This is a genomic window from Wolbachia endosymbiont (group A) of Udea olivalis (assembly GCF_964028365.1).
In the GTDB taxonomy this organism is placed as follows: domain Bacteria; phylum Pseudomonadota; class Alphaproteobacteria; order Rickettsiales; family Anaplasmataceae; genus Wolbachia; species Wolbachia pipientis.
Window position 1 is genome coordinate 743,381 of the sequence record NZ_OZ034773.1, and the last position, 19,626, is coordinate 763,006.

General features: G+C 33.5%; 6 protein-coding genes and 1 pseudogene. 6 read left to right on the forward strand and 1 reads right to left on the reverse strand.

What is annotated here, in order from left to right; genetic code table 11:
- Positions 1-39 precede the first annotated feature (39 nt).
- Complete coding sequence (locus ABWU32_RS03455) at positions 40-13,248, forward strand: ankyrin repeat domain-containing protein (RefSeq protein WP_353278856.1); 13,209 nt, start codon at positions 40-42, stop codon at positions 13,246-13,248.
- A gap of 377 nt (positions 13,249-13,625) precedes the next feature.
- On the opposite strand, the gene ABWU32_RS03460 is transcribed toward ABWU32_RS03455, so the two are convergent.
- A complete protein-coding gene (locus ABWU32_RS03460; RefSeq protein ID WP_265028007.1) occupies positions 13,626-14,519 on the reverse strand; it encodes an Rpn family recombination-promoting nuclease/putative transposase in 894 nt (297 codons plus the stop codon).
- A 120-nt stretch (positions 14,520-14,639) separates the two neighbouring features.
- Here ABWU32_RS03460 and ABWU32_RS03465 point away from each other — a divergent pair.
- The 5 genes and pseudogenes from ABWU32_RS03465 to ABWU32_RS03485 all read left to right on the forward strand — a co-directional run bounded on the left by ABWU32_RS03465 (position 14,640) and on the right by ABWU32_RS03485 (position 19,619).
- Positions 14,640-15,537 (forward strand): annotated as a pseudogene (locus ABWU32_RS03465) (helix-turn-helix domain-containing protein).
- 164 nt (positions 15,538-15,701) lie between these two features.
- Complete coding sequence (locus ABWU32_RS03470) at positions 15,702-16,358, forward strand: RadC family protein (RefSeq protein ID WP_353278858.1); 657 nt, start codon at positions 15,702-15,704, stop codon at positions 16,356-16,358.
- Positions 16,359-16,465: 107 nt separating this feature from the next.
- A complete protein-coding gene (locus ABWU32_RS03475) occupies positions 16,466-17,647 on the forward strand; it encodes a hypothetical protein (protein WP_264707743.1) in 1,182 nt (393 codons plus the stop codon).
- 96 nt (positions 17,648-17,743) lie between these two features.
- Entirely contained in the window at positions 17,744-18,664 is a 921-nt protein-coding gene (locus tag ABWU32_RS03480; RefSeq protein ID WP_155968717.1) for a helix-turn-helix domain-containing protein, read from the forward strand.
- 37 nt (positions 18,665-18,701) lie between these two features.
- A complete protein-coding gene (locus ABWU32_RS03485) occupies positions 18,702-19,619 on the forward strand; it encodes a helix-turn-helix domain-containing protein (protein WP_155968714.1) in 918 nt (305 codons plus the stop codon).
- The last annotated feature ends 7 nt before the right edge of the window (positions 19,620-19,626 follow it).

Sequence of the window (19,626 nt, forward strand, 5' to 3'; positions counted from 1 at the left end):
AGGATAAAATTTGTAAAGGGTTAAAATCGGGGGCTAGTTATGGTTAATAACAATCAACAGCAAGAAAAACCACAAGGTTTCGAGTTAATTGAGTTGCTTTTGGGGAAAGTAGATTCTTCAACTTCTAATGCAGTAGATCAATCTTTTGAAGCAAGATATCAGTCGTTGGTTGATCAAATACAATCTTATTTACATTCTAGTGAAAAGCCTGGCTTTTTTCCCCATAGATTCTTAGGTTCTTTTTCTAGTGTATTAGATACTAAACTTAATGACAAGCTAGGCATAAAAAAATTGCACTTTCGTTTTGAGGGAGCAAGAACTTTAAAGGTTGTAGCAGAAACAGAGTCCAAAACACATGTTTTTATTTTCACTGAAGATATAGAAGCTCAACATTCTAAACAAACAAATACTAAGAATTTCGAATTCACCACAGGTGAGTGGAAGAATGTGATGGGTAGAGATTATACTAAATCAGATGCGCGTAAGCTTCAAATTGATGTAATAAAAATCTTGAAAGATAAGTATGAGTTAGTAAAAAGCAAACCTAAATCAGACAAAGATGTTAAATCAAAGAAGTTATACTTATATCTGAAAAGTGATGGTGTGTTAGAGTATAAAGCTAAGAATGTATATGGTAATGTTAAAACAATTGAGATTAGTCGTGATCAACTAAAAGGTAAGGTTTTCGATGAAGTCAAGCAATTTCTAGGTAAGCAAGGTAAAGATCTTAGTGATGATGCCAGGAAGGAGTTATCTAGAATGACTTCAGAAAAGGGATATACCTTAAAGAGTGATGGAGAAGATGAAAAAATAAATATTAAGGTAGAAAGTAAAAAGAAAATTGTAGATCAACCCATTGAGCCTACAATAAAGTTTCAGGAAGTGACAAAAAAGTTAGGTAAATCTGTCTATCTAGAAAATTATATTGAAAAGCTTGTTAATCCAGATGCAGAAATAGATCAAGTTCAGGATAATCTTAAAGAAATTCTAACTTACATAAAAGAAGTTCATACTAATTTAAATTTACAAGGTAATGTTTATGGTATTAAAGCTCGCGAAGCCGATCAACATGGCTTTGTAGCAGGAATATTTGATAACTTTCGATATCGTGATAATACCAAACTCTATCTGGAGCAGTTTGCTGGGGGAGGTTACGCTGATATTGTTTTGCTTGTTCGTGGGCCTAATCGTGCTGTTGATTCAGTCCCAATTCTTATTGAACTCAAGGCTGGAACTGAAGGACAAGTTGATCCAAGTGATGCGCTGGAGCAAGCTAAAGGTTACATTGAAGGTTTTAGACCAAATAAGATGAGGATTTTAACCAATGCAGATAATGCTATTGCTGTTGGGTTGAATTTAGATAATGCGGAACCGTTTAAAACTGAAGTAAAACCTATTAAACAACCACCAGCTCCTTTGATGGAGGAATTTATCGAACTAGTTGGCGAGTGGGATAATCAATCAATTTCTGAGGAAGTTTTTAAGCGAAAGGTAAAAGATTTGTTATCAAGCGAATACCATACTTTTCCAGCGAATAAAGAAACAAAAGATCATTACTATTTCAGTAGAGATATACTAGGTCAATCAATTTTAATCAACAAGATTGGTCAAGATCAGGGTAACGTAAAAAAATATATATATTCATACAATGAGTATTCGCTAAATTGGTCTCAGGGAACAGAATACACTTTATCTAAAAGCCCTGTTACAACATTAATATTTGTTCAAGGTAATGAAGGGCAAGAGAAAACAGCATTCATTTTTCATATCAGAGAATCCAATACGAGAGAATTTTATGCTGATAAAAAAATTCCAGTGCTGGACATACCCGGAATAGGAAGAGTAGGCAATGTCATAGAAATTAAAATGAGTCTCAAAAAATATGAAACAGGGTTATCTTTTGAAGAACTTTTTGAAATAGAACAGATAAGTAAGTATAAACCAAATGGTGCCGATCAGCAATTTACAGGTAGTTTTCTTAAGATACCTAATTCTGATGAATTAAAGGGAAAACTTGATCAAGCAATTACTTCTCAACATGCTTCTGACGTTGAGGCTTCATTGCAAGCCTATAAAGTGTTGCTTACTGAAGTAGCAGATATGATTTACCCTATTAAAGATTTGATTACTAATGAAGCAAGATTGCAAGCTGTGCTTAATGGTTTACTTAGTAGCTACAGTGATTTGAAGCTAAAAGAGACTTCTGCGAAACAAGAGGATTCTGCAAAAATTGTAATTATACCTGAATTTCAAGTAGGAGCAGGTGGTCGTGTTGATATGGTAATTCAAGGTATTGGTCCTTCACCTCATGGTACTAAAGAATATACTCCTATAGCGCTGGAATTTAAGCTTATAGATAAAAACTTAGACGAAAAAGGAATGAAAGAAGAAGTTGATAAATTAACACAAGAACAAAATGTTAGATATGCTAAAGGGGCGGCACTGAAAGCAATCACAGATAGTGACAAAATGCTTTTCATGGGAGTAGTTGTTAATGTGAAAGCTAAAGATAAAAATTCTTTAATATTAACAAGTAATAAGTTTGTTCCTGCTCTAGTAGTTCATAGTTCTATTGACATAGCTAAGAGAAAACATTTAGAAGGAATACAAGAAGTAACCCAGAGACTCAAAGATATGGGTATACAAGAAGAGAACCTAAGTACATTAGAGTCTGCAACAGCAGAAAAGGATTATCATTACTGGCTTCAACAACACGATATAGCTGATATTGCAAGAATAGAATATGGCTATGGTACTGATGGGGCTAACACATTGTTTGAAGTAGTGGGATCACCGAAGCATATAGCTAATCAATTACAACAGTTTCAGAATAGCGTAGCAACAAGAGGTGAAAAACGGCCATTAACTTTAATTGTTAATTTAGATAATAATCACTGGGTTACGTTAGTCATTTCCCATCAAAATGGGCAATATAATGGACACTATGTAGACTCGTTGGGTAATGATATTCCAGGTAATATTCGTCAAGTTCTAAAACGTGCTCGAATTACCGTTAATGACGTTTCTATTGCTCAACAAACAGATGGTCACAATTGCGGCTTATGGGCATTAGAAAATGCTCACTCCCTAAACCAAATGATAGCAAATGGCTATGATTCCGATTGGGTTAGAGATCTGTTACTATTTAATCGAAATGAAGCATATTTTCAAGAACAAAGAGAAAATATTTCAGATAGATTAAGTATAGATCCACAACGTATAGCTAACTTAGATGAAGCTATACTTGCTGAAACACAAGCAAATAGGAAGAAATTCAACCTAAACAGTTGTGTAAGGTCTGGTGGTAGAAGCAAAAGAAGTGTCAATCCTTGTTTATTTTCAAAGGGTGATGTAGAAAAGTTTAGTAAAGGAAAGGTAGATGAAAATAATGTAGACAAAACTATAATTGATAGTGAAAAGTTCCTAACTTATGTTAAAAATAGTCAAGATGAAGCAAAAAACGCTCAACTAGTAGAGTTTGTTGGAGATAAAAGTATTGAAGGTGATCGTAAGTATTTACTTGATAAGGTTGTTGGAGATCAAGGGTATGAACGCTATGTTCAGAATGAACGTGTTAAGAATTTGCATGGAGATATCTCACAGCAAGCTAGCAGTGCAACAAAAGGCTCAAAATTAAAAGGCAGGTTAATGAATGCTGCTGGTGGGATACAATTAATAAGAGGGATCCATGGTGCTATCGTATCTTGCAAGGAAGGGACAGCCACAGATTGTGGATTAAATCTAGGCGGAATAGGATGGTCTTTTGCATCTCAACCGATTGAAAATGTAATGGTTAAAATTACTCCAAAAGTTGTAGCATCAGCTGAAAAGGTTGTGGGAAAAATTATACCAGGTACTTTAGGTAAACAGACAAAATTTGCTATTCGAGTTGTGGGAGTAAAATTTGGAAGTACAATAGCAAGAGGTACAGCAGGAGCTATAACTGGCGTCTTTGATATTGTTGATATAGGCATGTCAGCAAACAATCTTGTTGATTGTAAAAAAAGAGAGAATAGTGATAATCCATGTGGAGAGAAAGAAATAAGAGATAATATAGCAACTATATCTTTTTCCACTATATCGTTTATGTCTGGTGTTGCTCTTACAGCACTTGGTATGCCTGGAATCGGCATTGCAGTTGGAGTTGCATTGATGGTAGCTTCCGGAGTTTATAGTGGTGTTAGCAATATCGTGGAGTACGAGAAAAAGTATGATACAACCCATGATGAAAATTGGCGTATTTTTTGGCATACATTTGCTTTTCAACCTGTACCACAAGATGTACAACATCTTGCAGCAAGAAAGGAAATGGTTAATAGTCTAGCTAAAGGAGTTTGGAAAGCTTTAAATAATGACCCTAGTAATGTTGTTGCTTATGGTATTGGTCTTGGAAAAATAAACGGTAATACTCTTCGTCCAGATTATGCAACGATTATGATGAATAGGAAAAATGCCAATACACAAGATCTTTCGCGTGTTATACCTGATTATATTGAAGGTGCTAGCATGATTTGTTTGCCACACAGTACTAGTCAAGATTACGAAAAGGGTATTAAAAGCTCAGTTCCATCGGCTAAGTACTATTGTGATAATGCAATGGTTATTAGCCATGATAAGAGAGTAAATATGATGCAAAAGGACAAAACAATTATTTATGATTTAAGCAATGTGGACAGAGGTATCGTCGTTGGAAGTAACGAGTGGAACAATAATTTTCTAATTGGCTCAGGTACAGCAAACATAACTGGTGGTAGTAATAAGGTAGTAAATAGGTTTGTTGTAAATAACGTTGACTTCTCAGGTAAAATTATTGGTGAAAGTAACTCTGTTAATATACTTGATTTGAGCCAATTGAAAGATACAGTTATAGGAGTGAATGTTAACTATCGTTTTAAGCCTAGTGCCTCTGGGTCATTAAAGGCAAGAGTAAATGGTCGTTGGCTAATCAATGATCAAATTGATAATAATGGCATCTTTAATTACTACTATGTTGGAAGAAAGAACAAGGTGGATGAGATTTTGTGCATGGGTTACTCTGAACACTTTACAGGAATCGATGATCGTGAGGTTATCATAGATAGTGGTGGTGGCTCTAACAACAATGAGAAAGATATAGTTGAAAATTGCAAAAAAGTAATTATTTTGCCGTATACTACAGTCAAGGGTGGAAAGAGCAACTATACTTTTTACGTAAAAGCTGCAGACTACAAAGGTAAGGGTTTGCATTCAGAAATTGATGTAGATGGAACAGGAACTGTAATTTTTCCGGAAATTAATTTATTAGGTGATTGTGATCAAATAACTTACTTTAAAAACAGTAATACTTTATCTTTAAAAATAAATTTTGGTCAAAACAATCAATTTACTCTTGATGTAAAAAATTATGTTGAGCAAAGCAGTAATAAACCTCGCTTTGCACTAATAGATAAAAATGGTAGTAATATTGTTCCTAAGATTGAAAGATCAGACTCATCAACTATAAAAATTACTTCATTTGAATTACATTCAGAACATTCCCTAGATAATTTTGACAATGTTGAAAGTCATTACAAGAAAATTCTAAACAATAACAAGGATTACAAAGTCTTTAGTGTTATCAGAGATAGAGTACAGAATCAGGGTAATAGTGCAGTTCTACATATGGTTTTTGGTTCTTTAGAAGAAGATGTAATTAACTTTGATCAAGGCACCATGTTTGCTAGAGGCGGAGAAGGAAGTGATGTATACATTATTGGTAATGATATAAATAGTAGAGAAGTTAAAATTGATAATAACTCAAGTGATAAAAAACTAGATACACTATTTATGTCGGCAGTTGAGAAAGATTTTTCAATTCAGCAATGTGATCTGTATTTAAAATACAATAATAGTAACATTCGAGTGAAAAACTACTTTCAAGATCCTAATTATAGGCATCTTATAATTATGAACAAAAAAGGAGAAACTTTTATCCCCAATATACAATCAATGTCTTGTTCTCCCTCTTCTTCGGGAAAGGGTAAATTAGCTCCTTTTTTACAGGCTACACAAACTCAGAATATGTTTTTGTTACCTAAGGATTTTCAAGGTGATCATGTAGTAATAGATTCTCGTCTTGAAGATATTGAGAAATATAAAGATAGAGAAGATCTTTTATTAATAAGAGAAAGTGGAAATCCTTTTATCATTAGAATAGAAGGTTTTTATACTGATCGAAGTAAATGGGAGAATATTTCCTATTCTCTCTGGAATAACAATGATCTTTTTCCATCTCCTGAGTTATTAGGAAATGTTGATAATGTAATGGAGCATAAGAATAAACTTAGAGATGATTATGAAAGAATTGTAAAAGAATATGTTGAAGATTTTAGTGACTCTACTAGTGTTATTCAGCACAATCAAAAGTTGGAAAAAAATGTTTCTACTTTCGTAGGAGAAGACAAAGAACGCATAGGAGTAATGATGTTAAAGAATATTACTCCGGATCAGGTTGAAGTTTCTAGTAGTGGTACAGATCTGATATTTCGTGATAAGAAGTCTAATCATACGATCAATATAAAAGATTGGGATAATAACGAATCTTATAGGATTTCTACATTGGAATTTGATCCAGGCTTAGAACCAATAACACTCCGTAAATTAGGTAGATTTAGCTTATCTGAGGTAGGAAAAATACAGTATTTAATTGGTAAAGCTTCAGAAAATTATCAGAATAGGGATAAATATACTCTGAAAGTAGAAAACGACTTTAAATGTTTAATGTCAGTTGACGATTTTGAAAGAGGAAATAGAGATCCAGTACATCAGTGTCTTGGTTTTCCTTCACTGCAAAACCAGGTTAGCTTTACAGAAAATTCCTGTAGTTTAGAGCAAATTGAGGAACTCAAAAATATAACGTCAAATAGTAATCAGATTTTAACATTGCTTGAAAAGTTAGAAAACAACCTTTTGCTGAATGGTTATGATTCAAACATAATAGATCAGTGCAATAAGTGGATGATAACTTCAGGATTGGGGGTATTAAAACCATTGGTAAGCACGGCAATTTATGAAGGTAAATGGAATGAAGTTAAAACTCTTCTTGATAAAACTGCTAAAAAAAGTAAGGATGATGTTGAACATAAAAGTCAGTGTTCGGAAAAATGGATGCCTTTGCATTATGCTGTTTACAACGGTAATGTGAAATTAAGCGAAAGTATATTTAAATCATTTTTAGAGAAGAAAGGTGACATTAATGCCTTAACTAGTTGCAACGATGATAATTGGGCACTTTTACACTATGCTGTTCATTACGGCAATCTTGATATGGTTAGCTTTCTTGTAGATAAGGGTGCTAACGTTGAAATTAGAAGTAAGAAAGGTAAGGCACCTCTGCATTTGGCTGTTGAAGAATCCAAGCAAAACATAATTAATCTTCTTCTTGATAGAGGTGCTGATATCGAGGCTAAAAACAACGATGGTAAAATACCTCTGTACTTAGCCGCTTACAATAATGACTCAGATATAATCAAGCTTCTTTGTAACAGGATCAAGACTAAAAGTAATGATGCATTTAAAATGATAAAACAGGTTGAATTTTTAAAGAAGGAAGTTGTTAACCAAGCAAATATTCCATCTAATCCAAAAAGATCGGTAGAGTCTTGTATAAGTAGTTTAAGAGATTCAATAAAAAGTGCAGCAAAAAAGGTGTTAAAGGATGGTATGCTGCATAGTCGTAATGCTTCGACTATTGAACTTATAGATAAGGTTTATAATTTCGATGAAAGGTTGTTTAATGAAGCAATTAAGGAAGCTGTGAATGACACATACGCAGGTGTAGGTATAAAAGGAATATTAAAGTTTATAAGCAGTCACCATTATATTGGCCAGTTTATTCCAGGATATATAGCTGTATTTGATAAAATACCAAAGAATGATGGTGCAATGTTTAAATTAGCTTACTTTATTAGAGAGACCATGAAAATACCTAGGGTCAGTTCAGAAGAGAAATCTTATCTTGAAAAGCTAAAAAACAAATTACCAGAATCAGTGAGGAATGCAGTATTTTCTTCAGCGATATGTATTAAAAATGTTGAGTATGGAAGGTACTTATATTCACCTAATAATAATTGTATGTACCACTTAAACGATTGTGACAGCGACAGGCGGTATGTGTTTACCTGGCCTTCAAATGGAAGAAATGGTCAATTTAAGTGGAAGGTTGAGTTTAATGGCGATAATGTATATTTAAAGAATGTTGAGTATGGAAGGTACTTGTATTCACCTAATGATGATTGTACGTACCACTTAAACGATTGTGACAGCGACAGGCGGTATGTGTTCACTTGGCCTTCAAATAGAAATAATGATCAATTTAAGTGGAAAGTTGAGCTTGATGGGGGTAATGTGTATCTAAAAAATGTTAAGTATGGAAGGTACTTGTACTCACCTAATAATGATTGTATGTACCACTTAAACAATTGTGACAGGGATAGGCGGTATGTGTTTACCTGGCCTTCAAATGGAAAAGGTGGTCAATTTAAGTGGAAAATTGAAAATTGTGGATCTACTCGCAATAGACGTAGTATACAAGAATCAAATGGTTATAATCAAACTGTAGTAAACTATCAGTCAATATTGACTGAAGAAAATAGTCAGCAAATAGCAAGTAGAATATCTGCTATAGTTGAAGATGTTGAAAGGCACACCTTTTTAAATCAGTCAAAAAATAAGTTAGATTTAGATAGTTATTTAAATAATAGAGAGAGAAGCGATGCTGCGGGTTCTATGAGGAGAGAAGTGTGTAGTGAACTCAATGCAAGTGGGAGAAGAAATATTGTTCTAAGCAGAAACGATGTATGTGCAATTACTTCAGGTTATGAAACACTTGATATTGAAAACTTCCCTATTCAAGAAGTAGTGATTAATGATGATGTCAATGGAAAGAAAAGTGTAAAAAGAACATTAGATTTGCATCAGTTAGTGAAACAAGTAAATAGGGATTTGAGTATAAAACCGATACCAACAGTTATTAAAGACAAAAGTGATTTATTAATTAAGTTATCTATATCGGCTACTGGCTTGCAGCAAGATGTAATAACAGTCAGGATGAAAGGTGCACTTATAAATAAGTGGTATAAAAAATTACAAATTATTTTTGATAATACCCCTGTGGAAATAGATGATAATTTAGATTTAAAGTCTTCATTCTTTATTTCTGATGAAAAAATTATTGTAGTAACACCTCAAGACATAGAAGAAAAGAATAAATTAGTAATATCTAAAAAAGCAGGGCAGTATACCTATCTTCATGATAAGTACGACTTGATAGTTACCAATGCCTTTAATGCTGATGTAGAAGCAAGCGAGTTATGTATTATACGGTTTAAGGATTTCTATAAAGAATCTAAAATGAAAACATTAACTATAAAATTTACTGACAAAGAGATATTATTAAGTAACGAAATAGATAAAATAAATAATTCAGACAGTATTGATAAATTAAATAATGTGAGTTCTATTGTTAATTCACAAGAGAGTTCTATACATTCAGAGGTTCCAAACAGTGGAAACATAAATGCTCAAGGTAAACTTGACAGAACACTGTTGCATCTTGCTTCCGAGGCGGGTGAATTTGATAAGGTGAAACTTCTTCTTGATAGAGGTGCTAATATTGAAGTTCAAGATAAATTTGGGTACACACCAATATTTCTTGCTACTCAGTCAGGTAAATGGAGTATAGTAAAACTACTCCTTGATAGAGGAGCTAATATTGATGCTCAAGATGAGAAAGGTCAAACACTTTTACACTTTGCTGCGTCAGGGAATAATTTAGATATGGTTCAATTCCTTCTTGACAGAAGCGCTAATATTGAAATTCAAGACAAGCTTGCTTGGACACCAATACTTTATGCTGCTCAGTCAGGTAAATGGAGTATAGTAAAACTACTCCTTGATAGAGGAGCTAATATTGATGCTCAAGATGAGAAAGGTCAAACACTTTTACACTTTGCTGCGTCAGGGAATAATTTAGATATGGTTCAATTCCTTCTTGACAGAAGCGCTAATATTGAAATTCAAGACAAGCTTGCTTGGACACCAATACTTTATGCTGCTCAGTCAGGTAAATGGAATGTGGTAAAACTTCTTATTAGTAACGGTGCTAAATTTAATAATGAAATAACGATTCAAGGAACGCCTTTACATTTTGCTGTGCAAGAGGGTAATTTAGATATGGTCAGATTTCTTCTTGATGAAGGTGTTGACACTGAATCTCAAGACAAAGATAATAAAAAGCCTTTGCATCTTGCTGTTGATGCGAACAGGTTGAGTGTAGTCAAACTCCTTCTTGATAGAGGTGCTAGTGTCAACGTTACGGACATGAATAGCCAAACGCCTTTAGGTTTAGCTACTAAAGGAAATATGATAGAAATTTTGAAGAAGGCGGAGTTGGATCAAGGGTTATTAATTAATGCAAGGGGTGGTAATCTTGATAAAGTAAAAGATCTTATCGCTCAAGGTGCCAATTTAGAGACTAACGATAATACTGCTTTACATAATGCTTGTAGTAATGGTCACTTGAAGGTAGTAGAATATCTCATCGACAAGGGAGCTAGTTTAAAGGCTAAAAATAAAGATGGTAAAATACCTTTAGAGTTGGCTGAGCAAAAGGGTTACACAGATATAGTAGAAATTTTAAAACAAACACAATTAAATCTGGATAGAGAGTTATTGATTGCTGTAGAAAAAGAAGATCTTGGCAAAGTTAAAGACAATATCAGACGAGGTGCTAATGTTAATGCTCAAAGTAGGCTGGGTTGGGCCTCTGTGTTCTGGGCAATTCAAAAGAATAATTTAAATATAGTTAAACTTCTCGTAAATAACGGTGCTGATATTAATGCCAAAGATAATGAAAGTTGGATGCCTCTTCATTGGGCTGTTCAATTGGGTTCATTAGATGTAGTTAAGTATTTTGTTGAGAGAGGTGCTAATATTAATGCTTTAACTGCTGACGGTAGAACATCTTTAGAATTAGCCGTTCAAAAGAATTGCGTAGATACAATAGAATTTTTGAAAAAAGCACAGTTGGATTTAGACAAAGGATTATTGACTGCAGTGCAAGATGGAGATCTCAATAAAGTTGAAGGCCTTGCAAATCGAGGTGCTAGCTTGGATACTAAAGATAATAATGATTGGACACTCTTACACTTTGCTGCTTCTAGCAACAAGTTCGACATAGTTAAGTTTCTTCTTGATAAGAACGCTAATATCAAAGCTAAAGATGTGTATGGCAATACACCTTTACATGTGGCTGCTCAGTATGATAGTAAGCTTGAAATAGTCGAATTTCTTTTAGATAAAAATGCTAGTGGCATTAATGATGTAAATAATAATGGTTCAACACCTTTGCATGTAGCTACACAAGGAAATAAACCAAGTACAGTCAAGCTTCTTCTTAATAGGGGTGCTCGTATTGAAGTTAAAGACAGCCGTAATAGGACACCTTTAGATTTAGCTAAGCAAGAAGGTTACACAAACATAGTACAAATGATAGAACAAAGACAATCAGATTTAGATGAAGAATTGTTGACTGCAGTACGAGATGGTAATCTCAATGAAGTTGAGGATCTTGTTAGTCAGAATGCTAATGTTAATACTACAGATATATACAGTTGGACACCACTACATTGGGCTACATTTAAAGATCATTTAGAAATTGCAAGGTTTTTGATAAAAAAAGGCGCTGATATTAATGCTGCAGATAAAGGCCCTTATGGTAAAAAGCCTATACATGTTGCTGCTGAGAATAATAGTAAAGATATCATAGAGTTTTTTCTTAGCAAGGGAGTAGGTATTAATGATACTGACAAGCAAGGTTACACACCACTGCACTATGCTGCATGGAGAGGGCGTTTAGAGGTTGCAAAATTCTTGATAGAAGAATATGCTAATTCAATATTTAAATACAATAATGGTAGCACTCTTCCATGTAATGCTCCTTTAAAGAATCATTTACATGTAATGAAATGCTCTATAGGTAATAGAAATATTTTAGAAATTAGAGATAATAGTGGCAGAGTTCCCCTGCACTGTGCTGCTTCCAACGGTAAGTTAGATATGGTAAAGTATTTTATAGATGAAGAGAAAGTTGATGTTAATATAAAAGATAATGGTTACTGGACACCACTACATTGGGCTTCTTGGGGTGGTCATCTAGATGTAGCAAAGTATCTTGTAGATAAAAGGGCTAATATTAATGCCAAAGATAAGGGCAGTAAAATACCGTTAAATGTTGCTATCGATCAAAAACATAATGATGTTGTAAAATATCTAGAACAAGCACAATTAGATTTGAATAAAGAATTGTTAATCGCAGCAAAAGGTGGTGATCTTAATAAAGTTATAGATCTGATAAGCAAGGGAGCTAATGTTAATGTTAAAGATAACAATGATGATACCCCTCTACACCTTGCTGTTGGTTATTTAGATGTAGTAAAATACCTTATAAGTAAGGGAGCCAACATTAATGCTAAGTGCAAGGCTGGTAAAACAACGCTAGATATTGCTAGAGATAGAGGACATAATAATGTTATCAATTATTTAGAGAAAGAGCTTAATCAAGAAAGAGGAAGCCCTGCACAACGCAAACTCCTTCATCTTGCCGTGGATTTAAGTGATCAACCTGAGATAGCAGCAAGTAGTGGCATAAGACCATCTTCATGGATGGGTAGTTGTATTTCTTGGGCAAAAAACTTAGCAGCTAGCACTTTTTCTATAATTCCTGGATTACCTACTCAATACAACATTGCAGATAAGAATAATGTAAAAAGTGATAATAAAAACATACCAAAAAGTACATCATCTGTTGGTTGGAATAATTTCCTAAATAATGAAAATATTGCTCTTGCGAATTGTGTTGCCGATGCGTTAGATAATACTCCAAGTAGACGCTATCAAAATTTAATAAGTAAAGGAATAGAAGTTATACCAAGTAGAAAAGTTGCAGTTGAGTTTGCTCTTAGGAAATTTGATTCATTTGTAGAAGGTAAAATAAGAAACCTAGACTCAAAAGAACAAGCTAGAATACGTGTTGAACTTAAAGGTGCGTATCCAGAAATAATAGCAAGCTTGGAAAGAGGAGTTGAATTTAGTGGTAATGTTGGGTTAGATGATGTTTTAGAAAAGTGCAAGAAGTGCTTTTGTACAAATGTCCCTACCAAAAAGGATAAAGTATCAACTTGTCTTTCTGAGATAGGAATAACCAAGCTCGGAGGTAATCTCAATAGGTAGGTTATAATATAAGAGGTGGAGCTATAATATGCCAAGTAGTAGAAAATTTACGGTAGAATTTTAAGTAAAGGCTGTAGAATTAGCCAAAAAATTAGGGAGACCAGCAGCAAGTTTGAGGGTCCTAAATGGATGAAGCATAAATTAGAGGTACAAGACTGGGATTAGGAAATAAGTGGTAATGTACTCTCCATATTAAACTTACAGTATTTATTTTTGATATGGAAGGCTGAATAGGAGGGTTTCGTTATGATAGTAATCTATGTAATTCTATGTGTAATCTTTATAGCTATTTTAGACAGTTCATTAGACTCTTAATTAGGGGATATGTCTAACTTAGAAAAGGTTTTCATAAATGTTAAAGTGAATAAGTAGGAGTATTATGTTTTTTCTTTGAGTTGTGAAATTTCAGAATGAGAGAGACCGGTAATTTGAGCTATAACATCAATAGAGACACCGGCCTTGAGTGAGTTTTTTGCAACTTCGATTTTTTCTTCTTGCCTACCTTCTTGTCTACCTTTTTCTTGACCAACTTTAAGACCCTCATCAAATTTTTGAGCAAAAGCAGCAATCTCATCCATTATGCGTTTTTTCATTTGTTCATATGCTAGTAACTCTTCTTCTGACCAATTAAACTTATTCATCTCTTCATAAGCTCGTTTTATTATTACGTCACTACCAACTATCTTATCTAGATCCTCTTCCCTTGTTTCTGCTGCATATCGGAAAAAATAACACCATTTTTCTACTATATTTTCTAGTTGGTCTTCTTTTGTCTTTGTAAATTTAGGTAGTTCTATGAATACGAAGTAAAAATCCTTTAAGTCATGTTCAAAGCTATTTTGATCTAAAATGACATGATTAGATTTGTACTCAGTCTTATCTGGAAAAATAATACAATCAGCAACAGCTATGAAGATAATTTCCTTGAGATTATGATAATTATCACCTTGATCAGCTTGACTTGAGTAGGCTTTAGCAGCATAATATTGAGCACGCTTTTCGAAGCCTTTGGTCTTGGTGAACTGCATTTCTATAATATATCTTGAACCTTGAGAGTCTTTACAAAGAACATCGACAATACTTTGCTTTTTAGCGGCAATTTCAGGATCCAAAATGGTAGCTAAGAATTCAACATCGTGAATAGCAGCTAAGCCAGTGAAGCCTAAAATATCGTTCAAGAAATGAATGAGGATATCTTTATTCTTCTCGGTGCCAAATATTCTTTTGAAGGCATAATCATTGCGTGCATCAAGAAATTTAGAAAAAGCCATGATAAATTAACCTAAAAAGCATTAATAATTATACACAATTGTGAAGAAATATTCAACTAAAATTGAAACGTAGAAGTTTTTGTATATCTTTATTTGGTAGTATTAACCTGTATAATATTTATGGCAAATACCTTGATAAAGTATCAGATAGCACAAAAAGTAAGGAGCTGGAGGTTAAAGCGAGGTTATACTCAAAAAGATTTAGCGGGAAAAATTGGCGTAACGTATCAAATAGTACTACAATATGAAAAAGGAACACGTAAAATTTCGATTGAAAAGTTGTATGCTATAGCAGAGATATTGTCGATTGGTATTGTAGACCTAATTCCTGTATCAAATGAAAAAATCTGTTTTGAAGATGAGGAACTAAATCTAGTAAGAAAATATAAAACGATTAATGATCAGGAATTACGTAGAATGTTTTGTTTACTAACCAAATTTGTTCAAGTTAGTGAGAAAAATAGTAAAAAAACGGAGAGAATAAAAATTGCAAAAGGTCTGGTTAAAGGAGGAGTTTCTGTTGATATTGTTGCAAAAACAATTGGTCTCTCTGCTGATGAATGTGTTGAAGAAAAAGGAGGTTCTATTTACTGCCAAATAGGAAAGAAGATAAAAGAATGGAAGAGAGTATACTCAAAAGGATTTGGCTGAGAAAATGGATACAACACGTGACGAAATAAGCAACTATGAACAAGGACGTGTGGCTATTCCACTGGAAAAATTGTATGCAATAGCGGAAACATTATCGATTAATATTACAGATCTACTAATAGAAGAAGATGAAGGTAGTAAAGTGGAAAATGAACTACCTGATTTGATTAAAGAATACAAAGAAATTGAGAGCCAAGAACTACGTAATGTACTAATAAAATCTATGTTTAAAAGCATACAAATTTGTGAGGAGAAAATTAGAGAAGAAGAAAGAATCAAAATTGTAAAAGACTTAGTGAAAGGAGGAATTTCTATTGATATTATTTTGCAAGCGGTAGGCATCTCTTTAGACGAAATTCAACAATAAAAAATCATCATATATTAATATCTTAACCTATCCATGAAAAAATAAGTAAAAAAGATTGAAAAATTGATTTGACTTCACTCGGAAGCTATGGCTCTATGCCAATGCTGATAAAAAACAGCAGTAAATATCTAAAAAAAGTTTGTTGTTAGTGAAAGGTAAATTATATGAATAAAAGTAAAGAGGAAATAGAGTTTAGAATATTAGAAAGCAAAGGCAAAGCACTACTTGATCGTGAAATAATGGAAACATTTTTAAGTGCAGTACATGAAAGGCCACAAGCTCAAGAAATTGCTAAAAATCTGGTGAATAGCTATACGGGAGTAGGAAGGATTTTAGGCCGAGAAATGGATGACCTGAAAGTTATAGAAGGAGTAACTGACTCTGCAGTAGCAATGATTATGTGCGTTAAGGAAACACTAGAAAGGGTACTGAGAGAAAAGCTCAAAAGTGAGCCAATAATGGACTTACAAGGGTTAGTAGAGTACTTAAACGTAAGTATAGGCCACTCAGAAAGGGAATGTGTAAAAATACTGTACTTGAATAAAAGACGCCAATTAATTGGAGAAGAATCCTATATTGGTGAAATGGAAAAAGCACCAGTATATATAAAGGAGATTATAAGAAAAGCATTAATAAAAAATGCAACATTAATAATAATGTCACACAACCACCCTGGGGGAAGTTTAGAGCCTTCAGAAGAAGATCAAGAAGTAACGAAGAGCTTAGCAGCAGCATGTAGTACTGTAAGCGTAAAATTGTTTGACCATATTATCATCACAAGTGGAGGCTATTTCAGCTTTCGAGAAAACGGATTGTTATAGCAGAAAGTATTTGCAAATCTACTCACTATAATTTATAATGAGTAATAAAATGTATAATAATAAAGTTTATTGTACGCTTAAAAAGTATTTTTAATAGTGAGGATAATATGGGTAATAAAATAATTGTACCTTTTGATGATCAAGAAGGAGGTACTTACGAGTTAAACATTGATCTTGATAGATTATCGAAGGGTGAAATATCAAATTCTATTAGAGGTATTGGTCGTACTAGCCAGCAGCCTACCTTTGTGAGCAAAATTAATAAGGCTAAAAAGCTTGGAGAAGTGCCCTCCCCTGATAGAGACGTTCAAATCAACTACGGAAAAGGGCTCGACTACATATATGGTACAAAACCTTTAAATGATCAAGAAGATAAAAATCCATTTGCTTCAGCTTTGCAAAAAATAAAGCCAAGTATAAGCGAAAGCGAAAAGTTGAGCTGGTTTAAAAGTGAAGTGGTAGAGGCAAAAAACGTAAATGAATTGCACAAAACTATAGACCAAGTACTAGCCTCTGGAGCAAGAATAAATGCATATAACGATGGGGAATGGAGCATTGCAGAGTATGTAGTATTGGGTACACATTTTCATAAGTTAGAAAAAAGTGATCGAAAAAAGATAATGCGGAAGCTAATGCTAAGTGGTGCAGAGTTTCATAATACTTTATTGCAGAATAAACTGATAGGTGAAATCTATAATGAGTTACAACCAGAAGTTCAGCCACAGATAGATAAGAGACTAGAAGAACTAGAGAAGGCTGGCGAAAGTGCTGTGCAAGAAGGAGAATTAATAGATATCGAGATAGACAATGCAACATTATATATAGAATTTTCTGAGGACAGTAAAGTAGAGGTTGCCAAAATACTGAGAGAGTTAGGAAGTAATATTTTAAAAATTGGCAATGATGCAGTTGAGGTTAAAAGTGAGAAGGGAGGTATAAGAAACTATACCGATATTTCAGATGGCAGCTCTGTCATGTTAGAATTTCCTACAAGCATTGGTAAACTAAATATTATATTGTACCACGATGTAAAAAAATATGATCAAGTACAAGTAAGAGTAGAAAATAAGGAAATATGGTCTAAATTACAAGAAAGAGGAGAAGAAATTGGAAAAAATTGCCTTTTCGGGGGAGTAAAACTTAAAGAAGCAATAGAGAGAGGTAGTTTCACTAGATGTGGCATATGGAGTGAAAAGTATGCTATAAAAGAGATTAGTAATGATGAAGTATTGTCTCCGTGGGTAAATAGGATACGTGAAGGTAGTAAAGAAACTTTTAGAAAACTTTAATGTGTCTACAGTCAACTTTAAGGTTCCAGAGGTTTTTTCTTACCATTATATCTGGAGCCTTAACAAAATTGAGCTATAGTAGAAAATATTATACGCATGGTTGTTTTCGTGGAAAAAAGTCTAGATTGTGAAGTAGGGGAAAAAGTGAAAAATTGGAGGTTAGAGAGAGGTCATACTCAGAAGGATTTAGCGAGGAAAATTGGTGTAAAGTACTGGGTGATACTACAATATGAAAAAGGGAATCGTAGAATTTCAATTGAAAGGTTGTACGCTATAGCGGAAGCATTGTCAGTAAGTATTGTGGATCTAATTCCTGTATCAAGTGAGAAAATTTGCCTTGAAAATGAAGAAGAAGAGATACTCAATCTGGTAAGAAAATATAAAAAGATTAACGATAAAGAGCTACGTAAAATGTTTTGTTTATTCACCAAATTTGTCCAAGTTAGTGAAAAAAGTAGTAGGAAAGCAGAGAAAGTAAAAATTGCAAAGGGCTTGATTAAAGCAGGGGTTTCTGTTGATATTGTTGCGAAAACAATTGGTCTCTCTGCTGATGAATGTATTGAAGAAAAGGTTGGTTCTATCTACTACCAAATAGGAAAGAAGATAAAAGAATGGAGGCTAGTGAGAGAGTATACTCAAAAAGATTTAGCAGAGAAAATGAATACAACCCGTCACGAAATAAGCAACTATGAGCAAGGAAGGACTTCTGTTCCACTTGATAAATTATATGAAATGACAGAAAAATTATCGATTAATATTACGGATCTACTAATAGATGAAGGTAGTAAAGTAGAAAATGAGCTACCTGATTTGATTAAAGAATACAAAGAAATTGAGAGCCAAGAATTACGTAATGCATTAATAAAATCTCTGTTTGAAAGCATACAAATTTGTGATGAGAAAGTGAGAGAGGTAGAAAGGATTAAAGTTGGAAGGGATTTAGTAAAAGGGGGAATTTCTATTGATATTATTTTGCAAGCGGTAGGTTTACCTGTTGATGTAGTTTTAGATGGATAGCTCGTAAAAAAATTATAGCAATAAAGTTTTTTCTTAAATGGAGGTATATGTGTTTGTTTCTGCAAGCAATGTTAGTTATGGAATGGGGCGAAAAATAGAAAATTGTAGGTTAATGCGAGGGCATACTCAAACAGGATTAGCAAGCCAAATAGGTTTAACATACAAAGAAGTAAACAGCTATGAAAATGGGTATATTTCTATTCCAATTGAAGTATTATATATAATAGCAAAAGCATTATCAGCTAGTGTTACAGATCTACTACCTGAATCAGTAGTAGTAAGAGAATATAAAGATGAAGATGAGGAAATACTCTATCTAACAAAAATATACGAGAATCAAAAGTTAGGCAAAATAGTACCTTCATTAGTCAGGTTTGTTCATATTAGCGAAAAAATTAATCAAGAAGAGGCAAGATTAGAGGTAGCAAAAAATCTAGTAAAAGAAGGAGTTTCAGTTGACATAGTTTCCCAAGCAACCAGCTTATCTATTTACGAGTATGATAATAAAGAGAGAGAAATCTGCACTGATTCTATATACTACAGAATAGGGCAAAGAATAAGAGAGTGGAGGCTAATAAGAAGATATACTCAAAAAGATTTGGCAGATAAAGTTGGTGTAACACTCAAGGAAATACACGAGTATGAAATAGGATACACCGCCATATCATTTGACAAATTATATGAAATAGCAGGAGGATTATCAGTGAATATTAAAGTTCTGCTGCCTAAAACAAATGAGGATAATAAAGAAGAAAATAAGCTACTGAGTTTAATCAGAGAAGATGAAAATCAAGAATCACTAGTCAAATCTCTAACTGAAGGTATGAAAAGTAGCAAAGAAAAAGTTAAAAAAACAGAGAAAATCAAGGTTGCAAAAAATCTAGTTAGGGCGGGTGTTTCTACTGATGTTATTTTGCGAGCAAGTGGCCTAACTGCTGATGAGTGTGAAAATTGAATTGTGT

Excerpts from the sequence above, each read along its gene's own strand:
- ABWU32_RS03455 (WP_353278856.1), top strand. The coding sequence starts at position 40 with ATGGTTAATAACAATCAACAGCAAGAAAAACCACAAGGTTTCGAGTTA.
- ABWU32_RS03460 (WP_265028007.1), bottom strand. The coding sequence starts at position 14,519 with ATGGCTTTTTCTAAATTTCTTGATGCACGCAATGATTATGCCTTCAAA.
- ABWU32_RS03470 (WP_353278858.1), top strand. The coding sequence starts at position 15,702 with ATGAATAAAAGTAAAGAGGAAATAGAGTTTAGAATATTAGAAAGCAAA.
- ABWU32_RS03475 (WP_264707743.1), top strand. The coding sequence starts at position 16,466 with ATGGGTAATAAAATAATTGTACCTTTTGATGATCAAGAAGGAGGTACT.
- ABWU32_RS03480 (WP_155968717.1), top strand. The coding sequence starts at position 17,744 with ATGGTTGTTTTCGTGGAAAAAAGTCTAGATTGTGAAGTAGGGGAAAAA.
- ABWU32_RS03485 (WP_155968714.1), top strand. The coding sequence starts at position 18,702 with ATGGAGGTATATGTGTTTGTTTCTGCAAGCAATGTTAGTTATGGAATG.